This is a genomic window from Mesorhizobium sp. EU05-FHT14A09 (genome assembly GCF_058790995.1).
On record NZ_JBYTDF010000001.1, the window covers coordinates 212552 to 236309 of the forward strand.

Annotated in this window: 24 protein-coding genes; 13 read left to right on the forward strand and 11 right to left on the reverse strand. The window is 62.0% G+C overall.

The window, feature by feature from the left end; genetic code table 11:
* Positions 1-49: 49 nt before the first annotated feature.
* The 4 genes from AC3WTO_RS00965 to AC3WTO_RS00980 all read right to left on the reverse strand — a co-directional run bounded on the left by AC3WTO_RS00965 (position 50) and on the right by AC3WTO_RS00980 (position 1922).
* Positions 50-298 carry a DUF680 domain-containing protein gene (locus AC3WTO_RS00965; protein WP_492458807.1) on the reverse strand — a complete coding sequence of 83 codons (249 nt, stop codon included), beginning with the start codon at positions 296-298 and terminating at the stop codon, positions 50-52.
* 405 nt (positions 299-703) lie between these two features.
* The gene (locus AC3WTO_RS00970; protein WP_492458808.1) at positions 704-907 is read right to left on the reverse strand and encodes a DUF680 domain-containing protein; all 204 of its coding nucleotides are present in this window, start codon (positions 905-907) and stop codon (positions 704-706) included.
* 46 nt (positions 908-953) lie between these two features.
* Entirely contained in the window at positions 954-1169 is a 216-nt protein-coding gene (locus tag AC3WTO_RS00975; RefSeq protein ID WP_492458809.1) for a DUF680 domain-containing protein, read from the reverse strand.
* A gap of 531 nt (positions 1170-1700) precedes the next feature.
* Positions 1701-1922 (reverse strand): DUF680 domain-containing protein, encoded by a 222-nt coding sequence (locus AC3WTO_RS00980; RefSeq protein ID WP_492458810.1) that lies wholly within the window; start codon positions 1920-1922, stop codon positions 1701-1703.
* 460 nt (positions 1923-2382) lie between these two features.
* Here AC3WTO_RS00980 and AC3WTO_RS00985 point away from each other — a divergent pair, with 460 nt between their 5' ends.
* The gene (locus tag AC3WTO_RS00985) at positions 2383-3831 is read left to right on the forward strand and encodes an aldehyde dehydrogenase family protein (protein ID WP_492458811.1); all 1449 of its coding nucleotides are present in this window, start codon (positions 2383-2385) and stop codon (positions 3829-3831) included.
* A gap of 120 nt (positions 3832-3951) precedes the next feature.
* Here AC3WTO_RS00985 and AC3WTO_RS00990 read toward each other — a convergent pair whose 3' ends face one another.
* From AC3WTO_RS00990 to AC3WTO_RS01005, 4 genes are all read right to left on the reverse strand, one after another.
* Positions 3952-4662: an MBL fold metallo-hydrolase gene (locus AC3WTO_RS00990; RefSeq protein WP_492458812.1), complete on the reverse strand. Its 711-nt coding sequence runs from the start codon at positions 4660-4662 to the stop codon at positions 3952-3954.
* Between the two features lie 7 nt (positions 4663-4669).
* Positions 4670-5836 carry a diphosphate--fructose-6-phosphate 1-phosphotransferase gene (locus tag AC3WTO_RS00995; protein WP_492458813.1) on the reverse strand — a complete coding sequence of 389 codons (1167 nt, stop codon included), beginning with the start codon at positions 5834-5836 and terminating at the stop codon, positions 4670-4672.
* A 216-nt stretch (positions 5837-6052) separates the two neighbouring features.
* On the reverse strand, positions 6053-6850 hold the full coding sequence (locus AC3WTO_RS01000) for a L,D-transpeptidase (protein ID WP_492458814.1): 798 nt from the start codon (positions 6848-6850) through the stop codon (positions 6053-6055).
* 65 nt (positions 6851-6915) lie between these two features.
* The gene (locus AC3WTO_RS01005) at positions 6916-7167 is read right to left on the reverse strand and encodes a hypothetical protein (RefSeq protein WP_492458815.1); all 252 of its coding nucleotides are present in this window, start codon (positions 7165-7167) and stop codon (positions 6916-6918) included.
* Positions 7168-7310: 143 nt separating this feature from the next.
* On the opposite strand from AC3WTO_RS01005, the gene AC3WTO_RS01010 reads away from it, so the two are divergent.
* Positions 7311-7934, forward strand: coding sequence for a LysE family translocator (locus AC3WTO_RS01010; RefSeq protein ID WP_492458816.1), 624 nt, complete (start codon positions 7311-7313; stop codon positions 7932-7934).
* A 31-nt stretch (positions 7935-7965) separates the two neighbouring features.
* Here AC3WTO_RS01010 and AC3WTO_RS01015 read toward each other — a convergent pair whose 3' ends face one another.
* The gene (locus tag AC3WTO_RS01015; protein ID WP_492458817.1) at positions 7966-10749 is read right to left on the reverse strand and encodes an autotransporter family protein; all 2784 of its coding nucleotides are present in this window, start codon (positions 10747-10749) and stop codon (positions 7966-7968) included.
* A gap of 259 nt (positions 10750-11008) precedes the next feature.
* Here AC3WTO_RS01015 and AC3WTO_RS01020 point away from each other — a divergent pair, with 259 nt between their 5' ends.
* Together AC3WTO_RS01020 and xylB are read left to right on the forward strand one after the other, a co-directional pair.
* A complete protein-coding gene (locus AC3WTO_RS01020) occupies positions 11009-12334 on the forward strand; it encodes a tetratricopeptide repeat protein (RefSeq protein WP_492458818.1) in 1326 nt (441 codons plus the stop codon).
* 216 nt (positions 12335-12550) lie between these two features.
* Complete coding sequence (xylB, locus tag AC3WTO_RS01025) at positions 12551-14002, forward strand: xylulokinase (protein WP_492458819.1); 1452 nt, start codon at positions 12551-12553, stop codon at positions 14000-14002.
* Between the two features lie 45 nt (positions 14003-14047).
* Here the strand turns inward: xylB and AC3WTO_RS01030 are convergent, their stop codons facing one another.
* Positions 14048-14407, reverse strand: a complete 360-nt coding sequence (locus AC3WTO_RS01030) for a nuclear transport factor 2 family protein (RefSeq protein WP_492458820.1) — start codon at positions 14405-14407, stop codon at positions 14048-14050.
* Between the two features lie 218 nt (positions 14408-14625).
* On the opposite strand from AC3WTO_RS01030, the gene AC3WTO_RS01035 reads away from it, so the two are divergent.
* Together AC3WTO_RS01035 and AC3WTO_RS01040 are read left to right on the forward strand one after the other, a co-directional pair.
* On the forward strand, positions 14626-15135 hold the full coding sequence (locus AC3WTO_RS01035) for a GNAT family N-acetyltransferase (protein WP_492458821.1): 510 nt from the start codon (positions 14626-14628) through the stop codon (positions 15133-15135).
* Positions 15136-15304: 169 nt separating this feature from the next.
* Positions 15305-15514: a hypothetical protein gene (locus tag AC3WTO_RS01040; protein WP_379113692.1), complete on the forward strand. Its 210-nt coding sequence runs from the start codon at positions 15305-15307 to the stop codon at positions 15512-15514.
* Between the two features lie 13 nt (positions 15515-15527).
* Here AC3WTO_RS01040 and AC3WTO_RS01045 read toward each other — a convergent pair whose 3' ends face one another.
* Positions 15528-16508, reverse strand: coding sequence for a GlxA family transcriptional regulator (locus AC3WTO_RS01045; protein ID WP_492458822.1), 981 nt, complete (start codon positions 16506-16508; stop codon positions 15528-15530).
* Positions 16509-16585: 77 nt separating this feature from the next.
* Here AC3WTO_RS01045 and bcoG point away from each other — a divergent pair, with 77 nt between their 5' ends.
* Genes bcoG through AC3WTO_RS01080 form a run of 7 tightly spaced genes read left to right on the forward strand, consistent with a single transcriptional unit; the run spans position 16586 to position 23758 of the window.
* Complete coding sequence (gene bcoG / locus AC3WTO_RS01050) at positions 16586-17503, forward strand: 3-dehydrocarnitine:acetyl-CoA trimethylamine transferase BcoG (protein ID WP_492458823.1); 918 nt, start codon at positions 16586-16588, stop codon at positions 17501-17503.
* Between the two features lie 39 nt (positions 17504-17542).
* Positions 17543-18634, forward strand: coding sequence for a 3-hydroxyacyl-CoA dehydrogenase NAD-binding domain-containing protein (locus tag AC3WTO_RS01055; RefSeq protein WP_492458824.1), 1092 nt, complete (start codon positions 17543-17545; stop codon positions 18632-18634).
* Between the two features lie 3 nt (positions 18635-18637).
* Positions 18638-19801 carry an acyl-CoA dehydrogenase family protein gene (locus AC3WTO_RS01060; protein ID WP_492458825.1) on the forward strand — a complete coding sequence of 388 codons (1164 nt, stop codon included), beginning with the start codon at positions 18638-18640 and terminating at the stop codon, positions 19799-19801.
* Positions 19802-19823: 22 nt separating this feature from the next.
* Entirely contained in the window at positions 19824-20546 is a 723-nt protein-coding gene (locus AC3WTO_RS01065) for a DUF2161 domain-containing phosphodiesterase (RefSeq protein ID WP_492458826.1), read from the forward strand.
* Positions 20543-22636: an acetate--CoA ligase family protein gene (locus tag AC3WTO_RS01070; RefSeq protein WP_492458827.1), complete on the forward strand. Its 2094-nt coding sequence runs from the start codon at positions 20543-20545 to the stop codon at positions 22634-22636. The genes AC3WTO_RS01065 and AC3WTO_RS01070 overlap by 4 nt, the downstream gene beginning before the upstream one ends.
* Positions 22633-22983, forward strand: coding sequence for a DUF7683 domain-containing protein (locus tag AC3WTO_RS01075; RefSeq protein WP_492458828.1), 351 nt, complete (start codon positions 22633-22635; stop codon positions 22981-22983). Before AC3WTO_RS01070 ends, AC3WTO_RS01075 begins: the two co-directional genes overlap by 4 nt.
* Positions 22976-23758, forward strand: coding sequence for a carnitinyl-CoA dehydratase (locus AC3WTO_RS01080; protein ID WP_492458829.1), 783 nt, complete (start codon positions 22976-22978; stop codon positions 23756-23758). The genes AC3WTO_RS01075 and AC3WTO_RS01080 overlap by 8 nt, the downstream gene beginning before the upstream one ends.

Sequence of the window (23758 nt, forward strand, 5' to 3'; positions counted from 1 at the left end):
AAAAGCGGCGGGTGAACCCGCCGCTTTGCACTCAAGACATGGTCGCTGCTTAGCGGTTGCCGAAATGGTCAACCCGGTAGTCGATGGCGGCCTGGTCAGCCTTGTCGGTTGACGTCGACTGGCCACCGTTCAGCCACTGCAGGGCAGCATTGTGCGTGGCGATCGAGGCGGTATGTCCCGTATCGACAGCTGTCGCATGCGGGTTCGAGCCGGCATAGGCATCAAAATTGTCGCTGCCAGCGAAAGCGGCGCCCGAGGCAACCAGGAGAGCGGCAGCAGTGAGAGCAAGGGTCTTCATTTTCAAACTCCAACGTTCGGTTTTTTCCGTCCGTCAGCGGCGTGTTCTTGGGAGGTCATCGCGTCGTTCGGACATGACATAAATGAAAATCGGCGGCAAAAGGTTCCCATCACAACAATGTTTATTGCTGGGTTGCGATTCCCTCTTGAAGTTTCTCGTGATAATCACCGGTGGTGAGTAGATGTATGTGTTTTCAACATGTTGCGATGTTGGAGAATTTATTATCAAGGAATATTGTGAATATTATAATTCGTACTTGATGAAGGGTTTTCATGCTCACCCGAGCGGTGTGATAATTTGATCCATCTGGAAAAGAGTGCGCCTGATCGTGCTACGCAAACGAAAAAAGCGGTGGGCAAGCCCACCGCTTTTTGAAGCTGGATGCCGGCAGTACCGGCAGCCAGATTAGCTGTTGCCGCCGAGGCGCGGAGCACCGTCGGTGATGGTCTTTGCGGTTTCCTGCGAGGAAGCCGAACCATTCTGAACCGAAGCGGTGTAGGAGCTGTCAACGTTCGAATAGGTATGGTTCGAACCGTAGTGGTCGCTGCCTGCGAAAGCGGAACCGGCGGCAACCAGGAGGGCGGCGGCGGTGAGAGCAATGGTCTTCATTTTCGTATCTCCGAAATCTTCAGTGAATTTTTGTGTCAGTGAATGATTAGCTGTTGCCACCAAGGCGCGGAGCGCCGTCGGTGATCGGCTTCACAACCGAAGAAGCGGCGTCATGCTTGGCCACATCGGACTTGACCGAAGCGGTGTAGGCGTTGTCGACGTTCGAATAGGTGAAGTTCGAGCCGTAATGGTCGCTACCGTTGGCAAAAGCCGAGCCGGCGGCGACGAGGAGGGCAGCAGCAGTAAGAGCAATCGTCTTCATTTTCGTACTCCAAATTTCTTGTTCCGTCCGTCAAGCGGCGTGGTCTCTTGGGAGGCAATCTCGTCGTTCGGACAACACAGAAATGGGAATGCCACGGGAAAGGTTCCAATCACGAGAATGTTTATCTGCCATGCAAAAATGGCTCTTGAAGTTTCTTCGTGGAGACATATGCGTGCTATTGATTTGAATAATTTCAATAACTTAGGTGGTTGATATTTTCATGGTATGAAAAAACATACCGGAGATTGTTCAGGCTGCGCTGAACGGATTGTCGTCGCTGAGTGAACAATATTGATAGGAAGCGTCTAAAATAATTGACGTTCGGCGGTGCTCAACAGGAGCGAGCCTGACGATGAGAGCGCCAAATTGTAACCCTTCGCCGGCTCGCCGCGATCGGTGACCTTGTCTTTGCGAGCAGTCGGCGGGAGGGCTGGTTGGGAAAGACCTTGCTTGGTCGCCAAACGAAAAAAGCGGCGGGCAAGCCCACCGCTTTTTCCACGCCGGCAAAGCCGGCAACTGGTTCAGCTGTTATTAGCTGTTGCCGCCGAGGCGCGGAGCGCCATCGGTGATCGGCTTGGCAACAGTGCTGGCATCGTGCGAGCCGCCCTTCACCGAAGCGGTGTAGCCGCTGTCGACGGTCGAGCCGACGGCCTGCGGGTTGGAGCCTGCATAGGCGTCGAAGTTGTCGCTGCCCGCGAACGCCGAACCAGCGGCAACCAGGAGAGCAGCAGTAGCAAGAGCAATCTTTTTCATTTTCGTACTCCGAATTTCAATGTCTGTCCGTCATGCGGCGTGTTCTTGGGAGGAATTCGCGTCGTTCGGACAGGGCGTATCTGGGAAAGGCCCGGCCAGGTTTCCAATCACGAAAAAGTGCCGCCTGGACCATGGAAATGATCCTTGAAACGGTGGGCTTGAGGACTAGATTTCAAAATTAGAATAATAAAAACAATTGGATGTGCTGGTTGACGATTGGCTGATACGCAAAAGAGTACCAAGTCGGCGTTCACACCGTGCTGCACGCATCGTCAACATTCACGATGCCAATCGCACCGAGGGTCCCAACCATCTGGCCTCACGCAGGCTGCATACTGAGGCTTGAGTAGCCCCTTGCCGCAAGGCTAGAACACTGCCGCAACGCCAAAAAACCATGTCGGTTTCACCGCCCGCGCTTGTCGGGCCGGCTGTTAGAACAGTCGCGAACAGGGAGAACAGAATGCTGCGTAAGACGGATTTCTTCATCGACGGCAAGTGGGTCGCACCGGTCGCCCCGAAGGAACTCGAAGTCATCAATCCAGCCGACGAGCAGCCCTTCGCCGTCATTTCGCTGGGTTCTGCCGCCGATGTCGATAAAGCGGTCGCTGCCGCACGCCGCGCTTTCGAAAGCTGGAGCCGCACCAGCCGCGAGGAGCGCCTTGCGGCGCTGGAGCGTCTGCTTGCTGCCTACAACAGGCGAATGGACGACATGGCCAAGGCCATTTCGGATGAAATGGGTGCACCGATCAAGCTGGCGCTGGAAGCCCAGGCTGCGTGCGGTGCCGGCCACATCAAGGCCTTCATCCGCACCCTGAAGGACTTCCATTTCGAAACGCCGCTCAGCGAGCGCAACAAGGAAGAGCACATCGTCTATGAGCCGATCGGAGTCTGCGGCCTGATCACGCCGTGGAACTGGCCGATGAACCAGGTGACGTTGAAGGTGGTGCCGGCGCTTGCCGCGGGCTGCACCGTGGTGCTGAAGCCGTCCGAGATCGCGCCGGTCTCATCCATTGTCTTCGCGGAGATGATGGAAGAAGCCGGTTTCCCCGCCGGCGTGTTCAACATGGTCAACGGCGATGGCCCAACCGTCGGCGAGGCGCTGTCGCGTCACCCCGGCATCGACATGATGTCCTTTACCGGTTCGACGCGCGCCGGCATTGCCGTGGCCAAATCGTCCGCGGATGGCATCAAGCGTGTCGCGCTAGAGCTTGGCGGCAAGTCGCCCAACATCGTCTTTGCCGACAGCGACCTTCCGGAAGCGATCGCACGTGGCCTGGCACATTGCTTCGAAAACACCGGACAGTCCTGCAACGCGCCGACCCGCATGCTGGTCGAGCGCCCGGTCTATGACCGTGCCGTCGGCCTCGCCGCCGACTATGCGGCCACCGTCAAGGTCGGCAATCCGGCAGAGGACGGCGACCACATCGGTCCACTTTCTTCCGAAGTGCAGTTCAACAAGGTGCAGAGCCTGATCGAAGCGGGCATCAAGGAAGGTGCGCGTGTGGTGGCCGGCGGCCTTGGCCGTCCGGAAGGCTTCAACCGAGGCTACTATGTACGCCCGACCGTCTTCGCCGATGTCAACAACGACATGACCATCGCGCGCGAGGAGATTTTCGGGCCGGTGCTGGCGATGATCCCCTTCGATAGCGAGGAAGACGCCATCGCGATCGCCAACGACACGCCCTATGGCCTCTCCGGCTATGTCCAGACCCAGGACAAGGTAAAGGCGCAGCGTGTGGCCCGCCGCATCCGCGCCGGTATGGTCCAGATCAACGGCGCCGACAGGCCTTATGGCAGCCCCTTCGGCGGCTACAAGGCGTCCGGCCTCGGTCGCGAGGGCGGCAAGTGGGGTCTCGAGGACTTCCTTGAAGTCAAGGCGATCTCCGGCTGGGACGAGCAGGTCGGTTAAACCGACCGGGTCTGCCAGGCCGCCCGGCGTCTTCGCCGACTGCTGCCCAACGAGCAAGAAAGGCGTCGCTTTGAGCGGCGCCTTTTTCCGTTGCATTGGACACAGGGCGGGAAAAATCTGTCAGATTCGGCCCAGATAGGCTCGGGCGATCTCCTGCATCCGGCTGCGATCGAAGCGCGGGCCATGGCCGCCGTGGCCAAGGCCGATCGGCAGTTCAAGCAGCCGCTGCATGGTGTGGCGGTAGACGGCTGGGTCGGAGTCGGGCAGGTCGTCGAGCAACGTGTCGTCATAAATTGCGTCGCCGCTGAAGAAGAGCCCGTCACGCTCGTCGAACAGCGCGATCGAATCCGGCGAATGACCAGGCAGGTGCAGAACGGTGAAGCAGCGGTCTCCAAGGTCGACACGATCGCCTTCGGCCAGAACACGCGTCAGGGGAGCCGGTTCGATGCGATAGCCCTCGCGGCTCCAGCCGGGGTAGGGCAGGCGCGACACCGCGCCTTCGAGCTGGCGGAATTCATGGGCGTAGGTGGCAGCGTCGCCCATGCGGGTGAATTCGACCGCACTCTGGCGTGGCCCCGCGCGCTCGGCGAATTCGTGCAGCGAGCCGACATGGTCGAGATGGATATGGGTTGCGACCACCAGCAATGGCTTGCCCGCCGGTGTGTCGATCTCCGGCGCCAGCGGGAAGATGCCCATCCCGGTGTCGACCAGCAGGTCAACATCGCGCCCTTTCAGATGCCAGATATTGGCGCTCATATAAGGATGCACGAAGGGTTCCGTGATCAGTGTCAGCGCGGCATCGAGCGCCGTCTTGCCGAACCAGCCTGTCACGCCATCCTCATACGAATGGTTTGCCGACCTGATATTTGGCCGGCACCAGCCGATGCAGATAGGCGAGGCCGGCTTCGGAAAGGTTGTTGGCATCCTTGAGCATGAAGTCGTCGGGCATGTGCCTGGTCTTGGCGGCAACGCTGCTCAACGGCACCTTCCTGAACACGGTTTTGCTGCCGTCATATTGCAGTGCCACCGAACCGCCGCCCTCATCCGCCACACCGATGGCAAAGGCGCCGGCATCGAAGGCTTCCTGCGCGTCGACAGGGCTGATCGCGCCGATATAGCCGCGTGGCATGTAACCGAGCGCGTCGACGCGGGCGCGCTTGCCGGGCAGCCTTTCGGCCAGCGCCTGCTCGAAGGCGCGGTTGAGGTCGCTGCCGGAGAGCTTGACATTGCCATGTGCGTCCCGCTCGACCTTGTCGGAGCCGACGATCGTTTCGACCAGTGAACGGCCATCCGCGGTCGAGACGCCTTCGGAAACGGCGACGATGCAACGCTTGTGCTTCGCCATCGTCGCTTTGACGTCATCGATGAAACGGTCGACCGAGAAGGCCCGTTCAGGCACGTAGACCAGGTGTGGACCGCTGTCGCCGTCCAGCCGCCAGGCGGCGGACGCTGCGGTGAGGAAGCCGGCATGGCGACCCATGACGATGCCGACATAGATGCCGGGCAGGGCACGGAAATCGAGATCCACCGACAGGAAGGCCCCGGCGACGAATTCCGCCGCCGAGATGAAGCCGGGCGTGTGGTCGTTCTCGACGAGATCGTTGTCGATGGTTTTCGGCGCATGCACGAAGGCGATCTTGCCGCCGGCTGCATCGGTGAGGATCTGCTGCGTACCGGAGGTGTCGTTGCCGCCAATATAGATAAAGGCGTCGGCACTCGCCTTTTGCAGGCCTTTCAGGACCAGGTCGCAATAGGCGGCATCCGGCTTGTCGCGGGTCGAGCCCAGAGCTGCCGACGGCGTGCGCCCGATCAGCCTGAGCTGGTCTTCGCGCATGTCGGTCAGGTCGACATAGTCGCCGTCCCGCACGCCGCGCACACCGTGGCGGGCACCGAGGACACGGGCGCCGGGATGTTTCCTGCGAACTTCGAGGACCGCGCCGACCACTGTCTGGTTGATCACCGCGGTGGGGCCGCCGCCCTGGGCGATAACGAAAGTTCCGGCCATTGTTCGATCCTCCCGAGACCTATGGAGAGGAACTTTCGCCTGTATTCCGGCGGGACGCAACGGGGGATTTTAATCGATTAGCGGCAGGCAGTCGTGAGTAGGCAGTCGGCAATCGGAAGAGCTGTCTGCGGCGCAGTCTGGTTCTTGCAAATACCGCTTGCGCGGGGCACGCCAAATCGTCGGCAATTCGACTGCCGACTGCCGACTGCCGACTGCCTAAGCTACAACAATCGGCACCTTGTTCGGCGACGCCTTGACCCGGTTGTACAGGTCGATGACATCCTGGTTGATCATGCGCACGCAGCCGGACGAGGCCTGGGTGCCGATCGTCCACCACTCCGGCGAGCCGTGCACGCGGTAGCCGGTGTCCTGGCCGTCCTTGTAGATATAGTGTGCACGCGCGCCCAGCGGATTGTCGAGGCCGCCCGGCTGGCCACTGGCCCACTTCACCAGTTCGGGCTTGCGCGCGATCATTTCCCGAGGCGGCGTCCAGGTCGGCCACTCCTTGGTGTACTGGATCACCGCGCGCCCGCTCCATTCGAAGCCCGCCTTGCCGATGCCGACACCGTAGCGGATGGCCTCGCCACCTTCCTGCACCCAGTAAAGATGACGTTCGTTGAGCCTGACCACGATCGTGCCGGGTGCTTCGCCTGTCGGGTCGACAACGATCTGGCGGCGGAATTCCGCCTTGACCTTCTGGAACGGGATGGCCGGGACGACGAAGCCGTTGTCGGTCAGCGAGGCATACATCGCGCTGTTGTCGGTGATGTTCCTGTCTACACTGATCGGCGGGATCGGGCGGATCGACCCGGTCGACATGTCGTCGAGTGGCGGCATGTTGCTCGAGGGACCGACCGGACCGAGCGACGGGATGTCCAGGGTCTGCGAGCAGCCGGAAGCGCCAAGCAGGGTCATGATGCCGAGACCGGAAAGCACGGAGCGGCGGGAAATGATGGTGTTGGATTCCGGGAAATCGACGCTGGACGAAGGCGTCAGGTCTTGCGGCTTACGCATGCACACTTTACCCCATACGAACGGCCGGGATCACATGCCCGCCGGATGCGTCGCATTTTCACGATTCATGGTTTAAAAAGCGTGAAACCCTTGCGAAGCCTGCTTTTGCGGTCTCCTGTACGGTTTGGCGGCGTCTTCTCTGCCTCACTTCCGGCGGTTCCTGCATCAAAACTCCCAGCTTCGGTCACAATGCCGGCACGGGTCTCGCCTATCTGTTCCGTCGATCCTTGAGCATCGATTTTCGAACTGGAACGGGCCTTCGCATGGCAAGCCGCGACGACCGATATGGCACTGCTTTCATCGGCCACCATGGCCATCGCGTGCGCTGCCGCGCTCGTTGCGCCGCGCGTGCCGAGCGGCGCGACCTGATGCCTGTCTGTGGCGTAAGACCGTGCCGCAAAAACCGCTTTACATCCCGCTGAAGGCAGGGATTTATCCTGTTCTTTGACAGGAGAGACTCATGTCGTTCGAGAATTGGGCAGCCTTTGCCGCTGCATCTTCCATCCTGCTGATCATTCCAGGTCCGACCATCCTGCTCGTCGTCTCTTATGCGCTCGGGCAAGGCTGGCGCACGGCGTTGCCGATGGCGATTGGCGTGGCACTCGGCGATTTCACCGCCATGACGCTGTCCATGCTTGGCATCGGCGCGTTGCTGGCCGCTTCGGCCACCGTCTTCACGGTGCTCAAGGTGATCGGTGCCGCCTATCTCGTCTATCTCGGCATCAAGCTGTTCCGTGCCGGTGGCACGCTGGAAGCGACACCACGCCACGATGCGGTATCGGCAGCGAAGATGATGGCGCATGCCTGGTTGGTCACGGCGCTCAATCCGAAGAGCATCACCTTCTTTGTTGCCTTCTTGCCCCAGTTCATCGACCGGCATGGCAATTTCTGGACGCAGATGGCGATCTTCGAAGCGACCTTCCTCACGCTCGCCTTCGCCAACGCTTTCGGCTATGCGCTGGTCGCCTCCCGGGCGCGCAACGTGGTGCGCAACCCGAAGGCGATCCGCATCTTCAATCGTACCGGCGGCACGTTGCTGGTTGGCGCCGGCATTGCTACGGTCGCGATGCGATCCGGCAGTTGAAAGCTGCGGGGCTGCTAAGCCCCGCCTGCCTCTACCACTTCACGCTGAGGCCGAGATTGCCTTCCCAGACCCGGCGCTTTTCTCCGCCGAGATTGGTGGTGTAGTCGGCCGTTGCAAAGACGCTCAGCGTTTCGGAAAGCTTCGCTACCACGCCGCCGCCGACTTCCAATGATGTGCCGCCGCGCTCGACATCGATCGGATCGCCGCCGAAATTGACGCGGTCGGTGCCATCGAACTCGTGCCAGAGATTGGCTTTCAGGTAAGGCTGCAACATCGCGGTGCCCAGCGGCATCGCACCCTGCAGGCGCAGGCCGATCCGGCCGGTGACGCTGTCGTCATTGTCGAAGGACACGGTAGAGAAGCGATCTTGCTGCCCGTCGAGTGACAGGTGCTGCCAGATCAACTGCGCCTGTGGTTCGAGTGTCCATTCCGACGAGAGCTGGATCGGATAGCCGCCTTCGAGCGACAGGGTGACGCCGGCACCATCAACATCGATGCCGACGTCGCGGTTCGATGTCGCCTTGCCGTCGAGCCAGGTGCCCATGACGACGCCGTCCAGATACCAGCCGCCTGGGCCGATATGCGTCCAGTAAGCGCCCAGGCTTGTGGCGTTGAGGTCAAGATCGCCGACGCTGAGATTGTTCCATCCCAGTGCCTGGCCGCGGATGTCGCCATCCATGCGGGTGTGGCCGATGAACAGCCCGGCCCGGTTCTCGTGTCCGGCCGGTCCTTCCCAACCGATCAGATCGGAGCCGACCTGGAAACCGAACAGATGACCATCGAAGGTTGGTGTGACAGTGCCGCCCCAATTCACTTCGGCGTCCTGGCCGAAGATACGCCCCCAACTGCCGGGCAGCATGCCTACTCCGCCGAGCAGGATTTGCTCGCCACGTCGTTCGTGGAAGGTGCCGAGATTGGCGCTCATCAGATAGTAACCTGCCGGCGGCAGCACCGCATAGGTCGGCACTTCGACGCGGTAGAGCGGCACGGCGGTCCCGGTCACGCGGGTGGCGCCAGGTGATGGTGGCATGGCGCTCCCGTCCGTCGGCGGTGTCGTCGTCGGCACGTCCGGCGGGGGCGGGGGAGGATCCGGCGGTGCCACCGCAGGAGGCGGCGGCGGCGCGACCGGCTGCTGATCGGTCGGGGTCACAGGTGGTGCCGGATCGACGGGATTGGGATTACCCGGCGTGGCCTCCGGCGGGACCGGCGGAGGCGGTGTGACCGGCGGCGGCGCCGGTGGTTCCGGCTCCGGCGGTATTGGCTGCGGTGGCGGTGGTGTGGGTTCCAGCGGATCCGGCCCCGGGGCTGGATTGGACGTGATCAAGGTCGAGCGCAGATACCAGTTCTCGTTGCTGCCGGCACTGACCCCGCCTCTGAAAAGATAGTATTCGTAGGCGCCCGCCGCCACCGGGCCATTGAGCGCGAAGGCGTTCGCCGTGGTGGAGCCGCCATTCACGGCCTGCACCACCATGATGCCATCCTGCGTCGTAGCCGCGCCGGCGCCACCGACATTGACCACGGTGATGCTGGTTCCGCCGCTTGCCGTGCCGCCGGAAATGACCAGCTTGTCGGAAGCCGAGGAATCGTCGCCGAGCGCGGTCTGCAACAGCAGCAGGCCGTCATTGCCGCTGTAGTTTCCGGCGATGGTGAAGGTATCGGTCAGGCTGTTGCCGCCATTGGTAAGATCGATGCGTCCGGCATTGACGACATTGGCAAGCTGCCCCGCCGTGAAAGCCGAGACGCCGCCATTGCCACCGCCGCCATAAAGTGTGCTGGTGGCATCGACGTTGAGCGTGCCGGTTCCGGTGCCGGCGTCGCCGAGTGCCAGTGTTCCACCGAATTTCAGTTCGGTATCGTTGGTGGCGTTGACGGTTTCCCAGTTCTGCAATCGGGACACATTGGCAAAGTCGACGTTGGAGAGGGTGATCGCATCGGTACCGAGCCCGCCGCTGATCGCCTTCGTGGCGCCGAGATTGCCATTGTTGAGGTTGCTCAGCGCGGCAGTATCATTGTCGCCGCCGAGGTCGATCGTGCCGTAGATGATGCCGCCATTGCTCCAGGTGAAATTGTCTTCTCCGAACGAGAGCAGGACATCGCCGCCGATCGAGCCGCCCGTCACCGTGACGCTGTCGTTGCCGCCGCTGACGCTGATGTTGCCGCCGATCGTACCGCCGGAAATGATGACCGTATCCTGGTCGAAGCCGGTGACGAGGTTGCGGTCGATCGTGCCGCCGGACATGTTGAAGTAGTTCTTGTCGAGCTTCATGTTGACGCGGCCGATGCGTCCACCACTCATGAAGGCTTGGTCACCGTCGTCGAAGAAGTCGACGATACGGCCGCCCGACATGAAGAAAGTGTCCAGCGCATCGCCCTGGTTGAGCGAACCGATCTGGCCGCCGCTCATCTGGAAGCTGTCGATGCCGGCGCCTTGCTGGACATTGCCGTTCACCGTGCCAGCGCCGATGACGAAGCTGTCCTGGCCATCGCCCTGATCCACTGCGCCGGTGATGGTGCCGGATTGCATCTCGATGCGGTCGGCGCCGACGCCATAGGTGACGTTGCCGGTGATCTGCCCGGTGCCTGCGGCCGGAAAGACCAGCGTGTTGTTGCCGCCGGTATCGAGAAGATTGCCGAGCGCCGTACCGCTGTCACAGATGACGGTGTCGTCGCCGGGAGAAGAGGAAAGCACGCAGGCTGCCGAAGCGGGGGAAGATGGCAGCAAGCTGAGAAGGAGCGAGGTGGAGGCCAGCAATCCGAGTTTTCCGCGAACGGATAACCTGACCCGGTACGACCGGGTCGAATGGTGTTGCCGCATGAATGGTGTCCCTCTCAATCGCTTGTTTTTGTTGGTCTATGAACCTTTCGTCCCGACAAACCCCAAAATATCCCCGCACCACCGATCACGCTGGCTGCCACAAAGAAGCCATGATTTGCCTCGTGCTTCCAAACACGGTTTGTTGCCATGGTTTATTATTTGCGAATGTTCGGAAATGCCGACTTTCGGGCAAGGACCGGCTTTCCTTGAAAGAGGCTCGCAAATCATATTGCTTGGCGGCGAACAGGACGGAGCAGCGATGACGACCACCGACACATCCGGCCTCGCTTTGACAGGCGCTTCGGCGCCCGCCCGGGAGCACTATCTGCGCGGCCTCTCGGAACTGCAGCGTTTCGTCGGTGATCCCGTTGGTTCGGTCGACCTGGCGATTGCCGAGGCACCAGGCTTCGTCATGGCGCATGTGCTGAAGGGCTATCTGTTCGGACTTGCAACGGAACGCGAGGCGATGACGGTCGCACGTGCCTGCCATCAAGCCGCGCTGCCACTTGCCGCGACAGCGCGGGAGCAGGGCCATGTCGCCGCACTCGGCCATCTGGCGGTCGGACGCTGGCATGAAGCGTCGCGTGTGCTGGAGGACATTACGATCGAGTTTCCGCTTGATGCCCTGGCCCTGCAGGCGGGGCACCAGATCGATTTCTTCACCGGCAATGCCCGCATGCTGCGTGACCGTATCGGCCGGGCTTTGCCAGCCTGGGACAAGGCGATGCCGGGTTGCCATGCCATTCTCGGCATGCAGGCCTTCGGGCTGGAAGAAACGGGCGACTACAAGCGTGCCGAACAGTTTGGTCGTGCCGCCATCGAGCTCGAACCGCGCGACGGCTGGGCGCAACACGCTGTCGCCCATGTCATGGAGATGCAAAGCCGCCAGCGCGATGGCATTGCCTGGATGCACGCCAACAAGGAAGGCTGGACGCGTGAGAGCTTCCTGCAGGTGCATAATTGGTGGCATCTGGCGCTGTTCCACTACGACCTCGGTGAAACCGAAGAGGTGCTCTCGCTGTTCGACGGGCCGATCTACGGCAAGCGCTCCACACTCTCGCTCAACATGGTCGACGCTTCGGCTATCCTGTGGCGTCTGCATCTTGGCGGGGTCGATGTCGGCAACCGCTGGGCGGACCTGGCCGCCAACTGGGCGCCGAAGGCCGCGGCTGGCAACTACGCCTTCAACGACGCCCATGCGATGATGGCCTTCGTCGGCGCCGGACTGGAGGCGTCAGCCAGAACGCTGCTCGAAACGCAACATGAAGCGATGCAGGCTGGTGACGACAACGCCGCTTTTACCCGGGATGTCGGCCATCCCGTGACCCTGGCCATGAAAGCCTTCGGCGAAGGCAACTATGCGGAGACCGTGCGGTTGCTGAGGCCGATACGCGCTGTCGCGCACAGCTTCGGTGGCAGTCACGCTCAGCGCGATGTCATCGATCTTACCTTGATCGAGGCAGCGCTGCGCAATGGCAACACGCCGCTGGCAAGAGCGTTGACGGCCGAACGTGCGCTGGCGCGGCCTGAAAGTCCGCTGTCGACCCTGTTCACACGCCGTGCTGCGGCGCTGGGCGCGAATTGACCTCATCCGGCCCTTAAAGTAGAACTGGCGATTATATTTTTCGATACTCGAAAAATATAAGAAGGTGCGATCGAACGACACTAGAGCGTTTCCGTTTTTCACGGAAACGCGGAAGCGCTCTAAGTTTTTGTTTTCGAAGCATTTTTGTAACTCCAAGTGATTCCACTTGGCTACAAAATGCTCTAGGTCGCAAGTCGACCGGATGGGGAGGAAGGCATGTATCTCGGGCTCGATCTCGGCACTTCCGGCATCAAGGCACTGCTGATTGACGACAGGCAGCGTGTTGTCGGTTCAGGTCATGCCTCACTTGATGTGTCGCGTCCGCATCACGGCTGGTCGGAACAGGATCCGGCCGAATGGATACGCGCCTGTCGCGAGGCCATTGCCGAGCTCAGGGCCGCGCACGCCAGGGAATTCGCGGCGATCAAGGGCATCGGTCTCTCCGGCCAGATGCATGGCGCGACACTGCTGGATGCCGCTGATGCCGTGCTGCGACCCTGCATCCTGTGGAATGATACGCGCAGTTTTGCCGAAGCCGCGAAACTCGACGCCGAACCACGCTTTCGCAAGCTCACCGGCAACATCGTTTTCCCGGGTTTCACCGCGCCCAAGCTCGCATGGGTAAGCGCAAACGAACCGGCCATTTTTGCCAAGGTCGCCAAGGTGCTGTTGCCGAAGGACTATCTGAGATTCTGGCTGACAGGCGAGCACATTTCGGAAATGTCGGATTCGGCGGGCACTGCCTGGCTCGACGTCGAAAAGCGGCGCTGGTCCCCGGAACTGCTGGCCGCCACCGATCTCGACGAAAAGCATATGCCGGCACTGGTCGAGGGTACTGAAAAGGCAGGCGGATTGCGCGCTGAACTCGCCTCGGAATGGGGCTTGAGCGCGGGTATTCCGATTGCTGGCGGTGCCGGCGACAACGCCGCTTCCGCCTGCGGCATGGGCACGGTGGGGGAGGGCCATGCCTTTGTCTCGCTCGGCACCTCGGGCGTGCTGTTTGCAGCCAATGCATCCTACCTGCCCAATCCGCAAAGTGCGGTGCACACCTTCTGCCATGCCTTGCCGGCGACCTGGCACCAGATGGGTGTCATCCTGTCGGCGACGGATTCGCTCAACTGGCTGTCGAGCATTACCGGCAAGAGCGCCGGCGATCTGACGGGAGAACTCGGCGATGTCCTCAAGGCACCCGGCGGCGTCACCTTCCTGCCTTATCTGTCGGGCGAGCGCACGCCGCACAATGACGCCGCCATTCGCGGCGCCTTTGTCGGGCTCGAGCATGAATCGCATCGTGCTGCGCTGACGCAGGCGGTGCTCGAGGGCGTCGCCCTTGCCTTCCGCGACAGCCTGGAGGCCTTGCGCACCGCCGGAACGACGCTCGAACGCGTCACCGCGATCGGTGGTGGCTCGCGTTCGCGTTATTGGCTGAAGGCGATCGCCACTGCGCTCGGCATTCCGGTCGATGTGCCTGCCGACGGCGATTTCGGCGCCGCGTTTGGCGCGGCGCGGCTTGGCCTCATTGCGGCAAGCGATGCAGATCCGCTCGCGGTGTGCACGGCTCCTGCAGTCGCAGCGACCATCGACCCTGAGAAAGCGTTGGCTGGTGCCTTTGAGGACGCCTACAAACGCTATCGTTCGCTCTATCCGGCCATTCGCGGGACGATGTAGGCGCCAGGCCCTCCTCGGAAGAGAAGGGCGGCCATACTTCCCCTACTACGCTGGCACCTTATCGAGAAAGCCGGTGACGCTTTTCAGCCGGCCGTTCTCGATCACGGCGATATCGGTGCCTTCGATCACGGCGTCCACACCCTCTGGGCCGAGGTTCCATGAGAAGCGAATGAACGCGCCGAAGCCGTCAGGTGTCCCGCGCAGCGAAAAACGGAAACCCGGAAAGCGCTGCTGCACACCATCGATCAACTGGGCGATACCATCGTGTCCGTCACCCTGCATGATCGGATCACGGTAGCTGACGTCCTTGGTGAAGGTGGTGTCGAGCAGGCTGGCGCGCCGTGTCGCGTCGGCCTCGTTCCAGGCGGCGACGTAGTTCAGGGCGATGGCGGTGAGGTCGGTCATGGTCTGGTTCCTTCGTTTTGCGTTTTGACGTCGATCTTTTCGCCTGTCCGCGAAACGGAACCAATTATGCGCCAGGTAATCGGCATGATGGTGTTGGTCAGCCGTGCGGTGCTGGTCCAGCGTCGCGAAAAAGAAGGCGCTTGCGAAAAGCATTGCACCGCGCGAGACCGCCACAGAGGACAGTCGCGCCCGCATGCGGCAGGCAGGAGCTTATGGAAATGGCAACAGGTAACGTATCGCAGAGAGATGGGGCAAAAGCTCAAGAGGTCGTTGTCCGGCGCGCGACAGAGGTCGACTTTCCGGACTTGAAGCGCATCCTGAGCGAGACCTTCGCAAGCACCTGGCAACCTGAAATCACGGCTGAGGCTGCGCGGCGCTATCTCGAGACAGATGTCGGTGGTCGCTTCGTCGACGAGCAGGGCCTCGATTTCCTTGTTGCCACAGTCGACGGCAAAGTCGCGGGGCTTGTCAGCTGGCAGGACGATTTTATCGATGCCCTTCATGTCAGCACGCGACAGCAGCGTCTCGGCGTCGGTCGTGCGCTGATGAAAGAGGCCGAAAGAGCCATCCAGGCTGCAGGCCAGACACAAGTGCGGCTGGAGACCGACAGCTTCAACCAGCAGAGCCAGGGCTTCTACAAGGCCCTCGGTTATGAGGAGAAAGGCCGCTATCCCGACCTGGAGTGGGAGAGCGATCTGACGACGGTGCTGTTCGAAAAGAAATTCTAGGAATCTGTTAGTCGGGTAAGCTGCGGTGAAATGAAATCACCGTATCTGCACGTTTTCGTGACGTAATTTTCTCAATCTGCCTTTCAATCGCCCCAACCTTGCCTTCAAGAAGCCGTCACAGGTTTCCTATATACAGACTTCGCCAGCACGAATCGAAAGGAGGCGAAGAATGCAGACCGAACACGAAATCGACGCCCTTCTGTCGCGTGAGCATGTCGGCTCGATCATCGACCGGTTGATGTCGATGCCGCGCCCGACCAACGATGCCAAGGTGGCCAATGAATGGGACCGCGCGGTTGCCGGTCGCTTCGAGGCACATCTTGCCAAACAGATGCGCGACCTGATCGACGGGACCGAAACCCGCAGCCGCGCCGCCTGACCTGGCGGCGCTTTTAGCCGCCTCTTGCCTTTGTCGGCGCTTCGCCGAACGCTTTCGAAAACGCTCTTGAAAATGCCGCCGCGGATGAAAATCCCGTCCGTTCGGCAATGTCGGCCATGGCGATGCGTGTATCCACCACAAGTCGCCGGGCCGCAGCGAGCCTGAGCCGCAGATAGTAGGCGCCCGGCGTCTCGTCGATCGACGAGCGAAAGATACTCTCCAGCGTGCGGGCGGTGACGCCCGCGCGTTTTGCGATTGCGGCGATCGTCTGCGGCTGGTCGACATGCGCCTCCATGAACCGGATGGCCTGGGCGAGGCGTGGATCGTAGCCGTCGAGCCGGCCAAGTGAGACCAGTGGCTGTGCGTCGGTTGCCGCGCGGGCCTGATCGTAGATGAAGACGCTGGCGACATCGAGCGCCACGGCCATGCCGAGCCGCGAGCGCACCAGATGCAGCATCAGGTCGAAGGTCGGCGAGGCGCCGCCCGAGGTGAAGACGGGGCCGTCGATGACATAGCGGTCGGGCCGAACGTCGGTGCCTGGAAAGGCGGCGGTGAAATCCTCCATGTCCTCCCAATGGGTGGTGGCGCTGCGTCCTTCCAGCAGTCCGGCACGGCCGACCAGCCAGGTTCCGGCCTCGACGCCGCCCACGGCGCGCGCAGTGCGGGCCGCCCGCCTCAGGCCGGCCAGCAGGGCCGATGTGGCGTAATTCTGCGTTCCGAAGCCGGCGATCACCACCAGCATGTCGGCGGCTTCGGCCGGATCGAAACGCCCGGAGACGGCGACGGGCAGACCGCAAGTGGTCACCGGCGCGTCGCCGGTCATGGAGACGAGCCTATAGTCGAACAGCGTCTCGCCGGTGATGCGGTTGGCCGCACGCAGCGGATCAAGCGCGGACGCCACGCACATGATCGACGAACCGGAGAAGACAAGCAGGGTGACCTTGAGTGGCGCGCGCTCGGCAAGAAAGATTGAGGCCCTTTCGGTTTTTGCCATGTTTGTTTCGTAAAACGCAAAACAGACTTCGGCAAGCGGCGCAATGATCCGTCAAAAGCATTTCGGGAGGAAAAGCGATGCCGCTTGCGATGAACCGCGAGGTCTTCATTACCTGTGCCGTGACCGGGTCCGGCGGCACCCAGGACCGCAGCCCACATGTGCCGCGCTCACCCAAGCAGATCGCCGATTCGGCCATCGAGGCGGCCAAGGCGGGCGCTGCGATCGTGCATTGTCACGTCCGCGATCCCGAAACCGGCAAGCCGCGCCGCGATATCCATCTCTACCGCGAAGTCACCGAACGCATCCGCGACTCCAATGTCGACGTCGTGCTCAACCTGACCGCCGGCATGGGCGGCGACATGGTGTTCGGCGATGTCGAAAACCCGCTGCCATTGAAGCAGCAGGGCACCGACATGGGGGGCGCCAGCAACCGTGTCGAGCATGTGCGCCAGTGCCTGCCCGAGATCTGCACGCTGGATTGCGGCACGATGAATTTCAACGAAGCCGACTATGTCATGACCAACACGCCCGGCATGCTGCGCGCCATGGGCGGCATGATGACGGCGATGGGCGTGAAGCCGGAAATCGAGGCGTTCGATACCGGCCACCTCTGGTTCGCCAAGCAGTTGGTCGAAGAGAAGGTGCTGGCGTCCGACGCGCTGGTTCAACTGTGCATGGGCGTGCCGTGGGGCGCTCCGGACGACCTCAACACTTTCATGGCTATGGTCAACAATGTGCCGAAGGAATGGACGTTCTCGGCCTTCGCGCTCGGCCGCAACCAGATGGCCTATGCGGCGGCGGCCGTGCTGGCCGGCGGCAATGTCCGTGTCGGCCTGGAAGACAATCTCTGGCTGGACAAGGGGGTGCTTGCCACCAACGCGCAACTGGTCGAACGTGCGGCCAACATCGTCGAAAATCTCGGCGCTCGCGTGATCGGGCCGGAGGAGGTGCGCAAGAAGCTCAACCTCACCAAGCGCGCGCCGCTGGCTGCATAAGCTTCATCGAAACTTGAAGCCCTTTCGGGGAACGACAAAATGACAATCGAAAAAGCGGCCGCCATCGGCGGCGGAGTCATCGGCGCCGGCTGGGTCGCGCGCCTTCTGCTCAACGGCATCGACGTCTCGATCTACGATCCCGACCCCGAGGCATCGCGCAAGGTCAGCGAAGTGATGAAGGGCGCGCGCCGCGCCTACAAGCAGATGCTGCCCGGCGGCTTGCCCAAGGAGGGCAAGCTTACCTTTGCCAAGACAATCGCCGAGGCGGTGACGGATGCCGATTTCATCCAGGAAAGCGTGCCGGAGCGGCTCGACCTGAAGCACAAGGTGCTGGCCGAGATCGACCTCCATGCGCCGGCCAATTCGATCATCGGCTCGTCGACCTCCGGCATCAAGCCGTCCGACATGCAGGTGGCGATGAAAAAGCACCCGGAACGGCTCGTCGTCGGCCATCCGTTCAATCCGGTCTACCTGCTGCCGCTGGTCGAGATCGTCGGCGGCGCGCAGACCTTCCCCGAAGCCATCGAGGTCGCCAAGGAGATCTATGCATCGATCGGCATGAAGCCGGTGGTCATCCGCAAGGAAATCGAGGCCTTTGTCGGTGACCGCCTGCTCGAGGCAGCCTGGCGCGAGGCGCTGTGGCTGATCAAGGATGGCATCTGCACCGTCGAGGAACTCGACGACATCATGCGCTATGGCTTCGGCCTGCGCTGGGCGCAGATGGGCATGTTCCAGGTTTACCGCATCGCCGGCGGCGAGGCTGGCATGCGCCACTTCATGGCGCAGTTCGGGCCATGCCTGCAATGGCCGTGGACCAAGCTGACGGATGTACCGGAGTTCAACGACGAACTGGTCGACCTGATCGCCGGCCAGTCCGACGACCAGTCGTCGAAATGGTCGATCCGCGAGCTCGAGAAGATCCGCGACGACAATCTCGTCGCGATCATGGACGCGCTATCGAAGCAGAACAAAGGCAAGGGCTGGGGCGCGGGCGCGCTGCACAAGAGCTATACCAAGCAGCTGGCCGATCTGGCTTCGGCGAAGACGAAGGTCTCCAGCGCAGCCGCGAAAGCCAAGGCGGCCAAGCCGATGAAGAAGGCAGCCAAGAAGGCCGCCGGGAAGAGGGGCTGAGCCATGCATTTCGGCCTCACCGAAGAACAGCAGCTCATCGTCGACACCACGCGCGCTTTCGTCGAGAAGGAGCTCTATCCCTATGAGCTGGAGGTCGAGCGCAGCGGCCACCTGCGCATGGACCTGATCAAGGAGCTGCAGGCCAAGGCGATATCCGCCGGTCTCTATGCCGCCAACATGCCGGCCGAAGTCGGTGGCGCCGGCCTTGATACGCTGACCTGGCTGCTTTACGAAAAGGAGCTTGGCCGGGCCAATTACGCGCTGCACTGGACCTGCGTGGCGCGGCCGTCCAACATCCTGCTCGCCGGCACCGATGCGCAGCGCGAGAAATACCTCTTTCCCTGCATTCGCGGCGAGAAATGGGACTGCCTGGCCATGACCGAGCCTGGCGCCGGCTCTGACCTGCGCGGCATGAAGGCGAGCGCGGTCGAAAAGGGCGGCGACTGGGTGCTGAACGGCACCAAGCACTTCATTTCTCATGCCGACATCGCAGACTTCGCCATCTGCTTCATGGCTTCCGGTGAAGAGGACAGCCCGCGCGGTAAACGCAAGAAGATCACTGCGTTCTTCGTCGATAAGGGTACGCCCGGTTTCACGGTTCGTGATGGCTACCGCAACGTCTCGCACCGCGGCTACACCAATTCGGTGCTGGAGTTCGACGATTGCCGCATCCCGCAGGAACAGGTGCTGGGCGAGGTCCACAAGGGTTTCGAGGTGGCCAACAGCTGGCTGGGCGCCACACGCCTACAGGTTGGCGCCACGTGCCTTGGCCGGGCAGAGCGCGCGCTGCAGCACGCCATCGACTATGCCGCACAGCGCGAGCAGTTCGGCCAGCAGATCGGCAAGTTCCAGGGCGTCTCCTTCAAGCTGGCCGACATGGCGACGGAGCTGAAGGCCGCGAACCTCATGGTGATGGAAGCCGGCTGGAAGTATGACCAAGGCAGCGTGACTGATCAGGACATGGCGATGGCCAAGCTCAAGGCCACCGAGGTGCTGGCCTATATCGCCGACGAAGCGATCCAGATACATGGCGGCATGGGGCTGATGGACGACCTGCCGCTGGAGCGCATCTGGCGCGATGCACGCGTCGAACGCATCTGGGAAGGCACGTCGGAAATCCAGCGCCACATCATTTCGCGCGCCCTGTTGCGGGCAGTCGGAGGATAGTCCCGCATTATGGCCTCGCATCATGGCTAAGACCGGCATCAGGGAAACCGACCTCTATCTGCCCGTGAAGCACCTGCTTGAAGCGCAGGGCTACATGGTGAAGGGCGAGGTCGGTGCTGCCGACATCGTCGCGGTCCGCGAGGGTGATGATCCGGTCATCGTCGAGCTGAAGGCGGGCTTCTCGCTGTCCCTGTTCCACCAGGCGATCCAGCGCCAGGCCATCAGCGACGCTGTCTATGTCGCCGTGCCGCGCGGCGCCGGGCGCGCATCGCTCAAGGCGCTGATCGACAACAGGAAGCTGTGCCGGCGGCTCGGCCTAGGCTTGATTACGGTCCGGCTTGCCGACGGGTTTACCGAGATTCATTGCGATCCCGCACCTTACAAACCGCGCCAGTCGAAGCCGCGCAAGACGCGGTTGCTGCGCGAGTTCGAACGACTGGTCGGCGATCCGAACCTCGGTGGCGCCACCCGCCGCAATCTTGTGACAGGATACCGACAGGAAGCGCTGCGCTGCCTCAATTTGCTTGTCGAACAAGGTCCGACAAAGGCCGCTGAGGTCGCCAAACAGACCAGCATATCGCATGCCCGCCGTCTCATGGCCGACAACCACTACGGATGGTTCGAGCGGGTCGGCACCGGCATCTACGGGCTGAGCCCGAAGGGTGTGAAGGCGACCGAGGACTATCTGAGCGAACTCGAAAAGCTCCGCGCGGCGCACGCGGACAATGCAGCTGTGACCCCATGACAATGCCCCGTGACCTTTCCCGTCTGCTGCGTCCGAAATCGATCGCTGTCGTCGGTGGTGGTTTCTTCGCCCCCAATGTCGTCAAGCAATCGCTCAAGATGGGCTTTGCCGGTGACATCTGGCCGGTCCATCCGAGCAAGGACGAAGTGGCCGGCGTCAAGGCCTATCGATCTCTCGCCGAACTGCCGCATGCGCCGGATGCCACCTTCATCGGCGTCAACAGGCATCTCACCATCGATGTGGTGCGCGAATTGCGTGAGAGCGGCGCTGGTGGCGCCATCTGCTTTGCGGCGGGCTTTCGCGAGACCGCGCACTACGAGGCAGAAGGCCAGGATCTGCAGCTGGCATTGATCGAGGCTGCCGGTGGCATGCCGATCATCGGCCCGAACTGCTATGGGTTGATCAACTATGCCGACGGCGCCCTGTTGTGGCCAGACCAGCATGGCGGTCGCCGGCTGCAGGAAGGCGAGAAGGGTGCCGCCATCATCACCCAGTCCTCCAACATCGCCTGCAATCTGACCATGCAGACACGCGGCCTGCCGGTCGCCTTCCTGATGACTGCCGGCAACCAAGCACAGACCGGTCTTTCGGAGATGGCGCTCGGCCTCATCGAGGATGAGCGCGTCTCTTGCCTTGGCCTGCACATCGAAGGGTTCGACAAGGTTGATGGCTTCGAGCGGCTGGCGGCACGGGCGCGACAGTTGAAGAAACCGATCGTCGCCATGAAGGTCGGTCGTTCCGAGCAGGCGCGCGCCGCCACCATCTCGCACACCGCTTCGCTTGCTGGCTCCGATGCGGCGTCCGATGCCTTCCTGAAGCGGCTCGGCATTCCGCGTGTCGACACGATCCCGTCATTCCTGGAAACGCTGAAACTGCTGCACGCGGTCGGCCCGCTTTCCAAACCAACCCTCTCGTCGATGAGCTGTTCCGGCGGCGAGGCGTCCGTCATGGCCGATACCGCCGAGGGGCGACGCGTCTATTTTCCCGCATTGACCGAAGCGCACAAGGCGCGCGTGCAGGAGACACTCGGGCCGCTGGTCGCGGTTGCCAACCCGCTCGACTACAACACCTATATCTGGGGCAAGCAGGACGCGCTGACCGCGACCTTCTCGGCGATGGCGTCCGGCGGCTTCGGCCTGAACATGCTGGTGCTGGATTTCCCGCGCACGGACCGCTGTTCCGACGCGGACTGGTGGCCAACGGTGAATGCGTTCGAAGCGGCGCTGAAGGCCAATGGCGCCGACGGAGCCATCGTCGCTTCGATGGGCGAGAATCTGTCAGATGATCATTCGGTCGAACTGCTCAAGCGCGGCATCGTCCCAATCCACGGTATCGCCGAGGCATTTGACGCGGCCGAAGCGGCCGTGTTTGTCGCTGAGGCATGGAGACATCCGTCTTCACCAGCCGTCTGGGCTGCTGGTTCAGAGCCCGACGAAAGTGTCACTGTGGAACGGCAACCGGACGAGGCCATCGCCAAGGCCATGCTGGCCGTTGCCGGCCTGCCGGTGCCGCAAGGCCGGCGGGTCGCCGATGTCGGCGAGGCCGTGGCGGCGGCCGAGGCGCTCGGCTTTCCAGTTGCGCTCAAGGCGCTCGGTGTTGCGCATAAGAGCGAACTCGGCGCCGTGCGGCTCAACTTGAAGAATGCCGGGGATGTTCGCGATGCAGCTGCGGCTCTGCTGGCGCTGGGCAGCGGCCTTTACGTCGAGGCGATGGTGGCCAGCGGCATCGCCGAACTCATCGTCGGTGTGACCCGCGATCCGGTCTTTGGTCCGGTGATGACGGTCGGCACCGGTGGTGTATTGGTGGAATTGTTGAAGGACAGCGCCACGCTGCTGCTGCCGACCACACGTGATGACATCGAGACAGCGTTGCGCAGCCTGCGCATGTTCCCTCTGCTCGATGGGTATCGTGGCAGGCCGAAGGCTGACCTGGAAGCAGCGGTTGCGGCCATCGAGGGCATTGCTCGCTTTGCCTCCGCCCATGCCGGCGGCATCGAAGAGCTCGACATCAATCCGCTGATCGTCTGCGCCGAGGGCAAGGGAGCGTGGATCGCGGATGCGTTGCTCATCACACGGCAGGTACGGTCATGATTTTCCCGCCGCCGTCTGCTCAGTGGGAAGGCGAGCTTCCGTCATCGGCAATCGATGCCACCACTCACCCGCCTTACAGGCTCGTCTGGTGCTTGGAAAAGTTTGACAAACAAACTGAGTTCCTCGTCGAAGAGGTCGTGCTGAAGGATTTCAACGTTCTGGCCCTTAGAAGGATCTACAGGCGTCCCCCAAGCGATTCCATGATCGAAGGCGGTTGGCCGATAACCGGACGCGTTCACAGTCAAATCGAGGCTTTGATCGGCCGCAGGCTTAACTTGAAGCGATACAGCTATTTCATCGCCGCAAGCGCGGTGAACTACAATGAGGTGAACGGATCACATGTCTGACGTCGTAACGACCCGCCGCGAAGGTGTCATCCTCGAAGTCACGCTGGACAGGCCGAAGGCCAACGCCATCGACCTGAAGACGTCGCGCCTGCTGGGCGAAACCTTCAAAGCCTTTCGCGACGATCCGGAGCTGCGCATCGCCATCGTCAAGACGGCTGGCGACAAGTTCTTTTCCGCCGGCTGGGATCTCAAGGCGGCTGCCGCTGGCGACGCAGTGGACGGCGACTATGGTGTCGGCGGTTTTGCCGGCCTGCAGGAATTGCGCGATCTGAACAAGCCGGTCATCGCTTGCGTCAACGGCATGGCGGTCGGCGGTGGCTTCGAATTGGCACTCTCCTGCGACCTGATCTACGCCTCGGATCATGCCAGCTTCGCGCTGCCCGAGATCCGCGCCGGCACGCTGGCGGATGCTGCCACCATCAAACTGCCGAAGCGCATTCCCTACCATGTCGCCATGGACCTTTTGCTCACCGGCCGCTGGATGGACGTGCAGGAGGCGCATCGCTGGGGCCTCGTCAACGAGGTGCTACCGGCCGACAAGCTTGAGGATCGCGTCTGGGAGATCGCCCGGCTGCTCGCTGGTGGGCCACCGCTGGTCTTTGCCGCTATCAAGGAAGTGGCGCGCGCCGCCGAGACCATGGGCTTCCAGGAGACCATGAATCGCATCACCAAGCGCCAGTTCCGCACGGTCGACGAACTCTATGCCTCGGAAGACAATCTCGAAGGTTTCAAGGCTTTCGCGGAAAAGCGCGATCCGGTGTGGAAGGGCAAGTGA

Excerpts from the sequence above, each read along its gene's own strand:
- AC3WTO_RS01020 (WP_492458818.1), top strand. The coding sequence starts at position 11,009 with ATGACGACCACCGACACATCCGGCCTCGCTTTGACAGGCGCTTCGGCG.
- AC3WTO_RS00970 (WP_492458808.1), bottom strand. The coding sequence starts at position 907 with ATGAAGACCATTGCTCTCACCGCCGCCGCCCTCCTGGTTGCCGCCGGT.
- bcoG (WP_492458823.1), top strand. The coding sequence starts at position 16,586 with ATGCCGCTTGCGATGAACCGCGAGGTCTTCATTACCTGTGCCGTGACC.
- AC3WTO_RS01010 (WP_492458816.1), top strand. The coding sequence starts at position 7,311 with ATGTCGTTCGAGAATTGGGCAGCCTTTGCCGCTGCATCTTCCATCCTG.
- AC3WTO_RS00985 (WP_492458811.1), top strand. The coding sequence starts at position 2,383 with ATGCTGCGTAAGACGGATTTCTTCATCGACGGCAAGTGGGTCGCACCG.
- AC3WTO_RS01075 (WP_492458828.1), top strand. The coding sequence starts at position 22,633 with ATGATTTTCCCGCCGCCGTCTGCTCAGTGGGAAGGCGAGCTTCCGTCA.
- AC3WTO_RS01080 (WP_492458829.1), top strand. The coding sequence starts at position 22,976 with ATGTCTGACGTCGTAACGACCCGCCGCGAAGGTGTCATCCTCGAAGTC.
- AC3WTO_RS01000 (WP_492458814.1), bottom strand. The coding sequence starts at position 6,850 with ATGCGTAAGCCGCAAGACCTGACGCCTTCGTCCAGCGTCGATTTCCCG.
- AC3WTO_RS00980 (WP_492458810.1), bottom strand. The coding sequence starts at position 1,922 with ATGAAAAAGATTGCTCTTGCTACTGCTGCTCTCCTGGTTGCCGCTGGT.
- AC3WTO_RS01015 (WP_492458817.1), bottom strand. The coding sequence starts at position 10,749 with ATGCGGCAACACCATTCGACCCGGTCGTACCGGGTCAGGTTATCCGTT.
- AC3WTO_RS01035 (WP_492458821.1), top strand. The coding sequence starts at position 14,626 with ATGGCAACAGGTAACGTATCGCAGAGAGATGGGGCAAAAGCTCAAGAG.
- AC3WTO_RS01070 (WP_492458827.1), top strand. The coding sequence starts at position 20,543 with ATGACAATGCCCCGTGACCTTTCCCGTCTGCTGCGTCCGAAATCGATC.
- AC3WTO_RS01065 (WP_492458826.1), top strand. The coding sequence starts at position 19,824 with ATGGCTAAGACCGGCATCAGGGAAACCGACCTCTATCTGCCCGTGAAG.
- AC3WTO_RS00965 (WP_492458807.1), bottom strand. The coding sequence starts at position 298 with ATGAAGACCCTTGCTCTCACTGCTGCCGCTCTCCTGGTTGCCTCGGGC.
- AC3WTO_RS00975 (WP_492458809.1), bottom strand. The coding sequence starts at position 1,169 with ATGAAGACGATTGCTCTTACTGCTGCTGCCCTCCTCGTCGCCGCCGGC.
- AC3WTO_RS01040 (WP_379113692.1), top strand. The coding sequence starts at position 15,305 with ATGCAGACCGAACACGAAATCGACGCCCTTCTGTCGCGTGAGCATGTC.
- xylB (WP_492458819.1), top strand. The coding sequence starts at position 12,551 with ATGTATCTCGGGCTCGATCTCGGCACTTCCGGCATCAAGGCACTGCTG.
- AC3WTO_RS01030 (WP_492458820.1), bottom strand. The coding sequence starts at position 14,407 with ATGACCGACCTCACCGCCATCGCCCTGAACTACGTCGCCGCCTGGAAC.
- AC3WTO_RS01005 (WP_492458815.1), bottom strand. The coding sequence starts at position 7,167 with ATGGCCATGGTGGCCGATGAAAGCAGTGCCATATCGGTCGTCGCGGCT.
- AC3WTO_RS01055 (WP_492458824.1), top strand. The coding sequence starts at position 17,543 with ATGACAATCGAAAAAGCGGCCGCCATCGGCGGCGGAGTCATCGGCGCC.
- AC3WTO_RS01045 (WP_492458822.1), bottom strand. The coding sequence starts at position 16,508 with ATGGCAAAAACCGAAAGGGCCTCAATCTTTCTTGCCGAGCGCGCGCCA.
- AC3WTO_RS00995 (WP_492458813.1), bottom strand. The coding sequence starts at position 5,836 with ATGGCCGGAACTTTCGTTATCGCCCAGGGCGGCGGCCCCACCGCGGTG.
- AC3WTO_RS01060 (WP_492458825.1), top strand. The coding sequence starts at position 18,638 with ATGCATTTCGGCCTCACCGAAGAACAGCAGCTCATCGTCGACACCACG.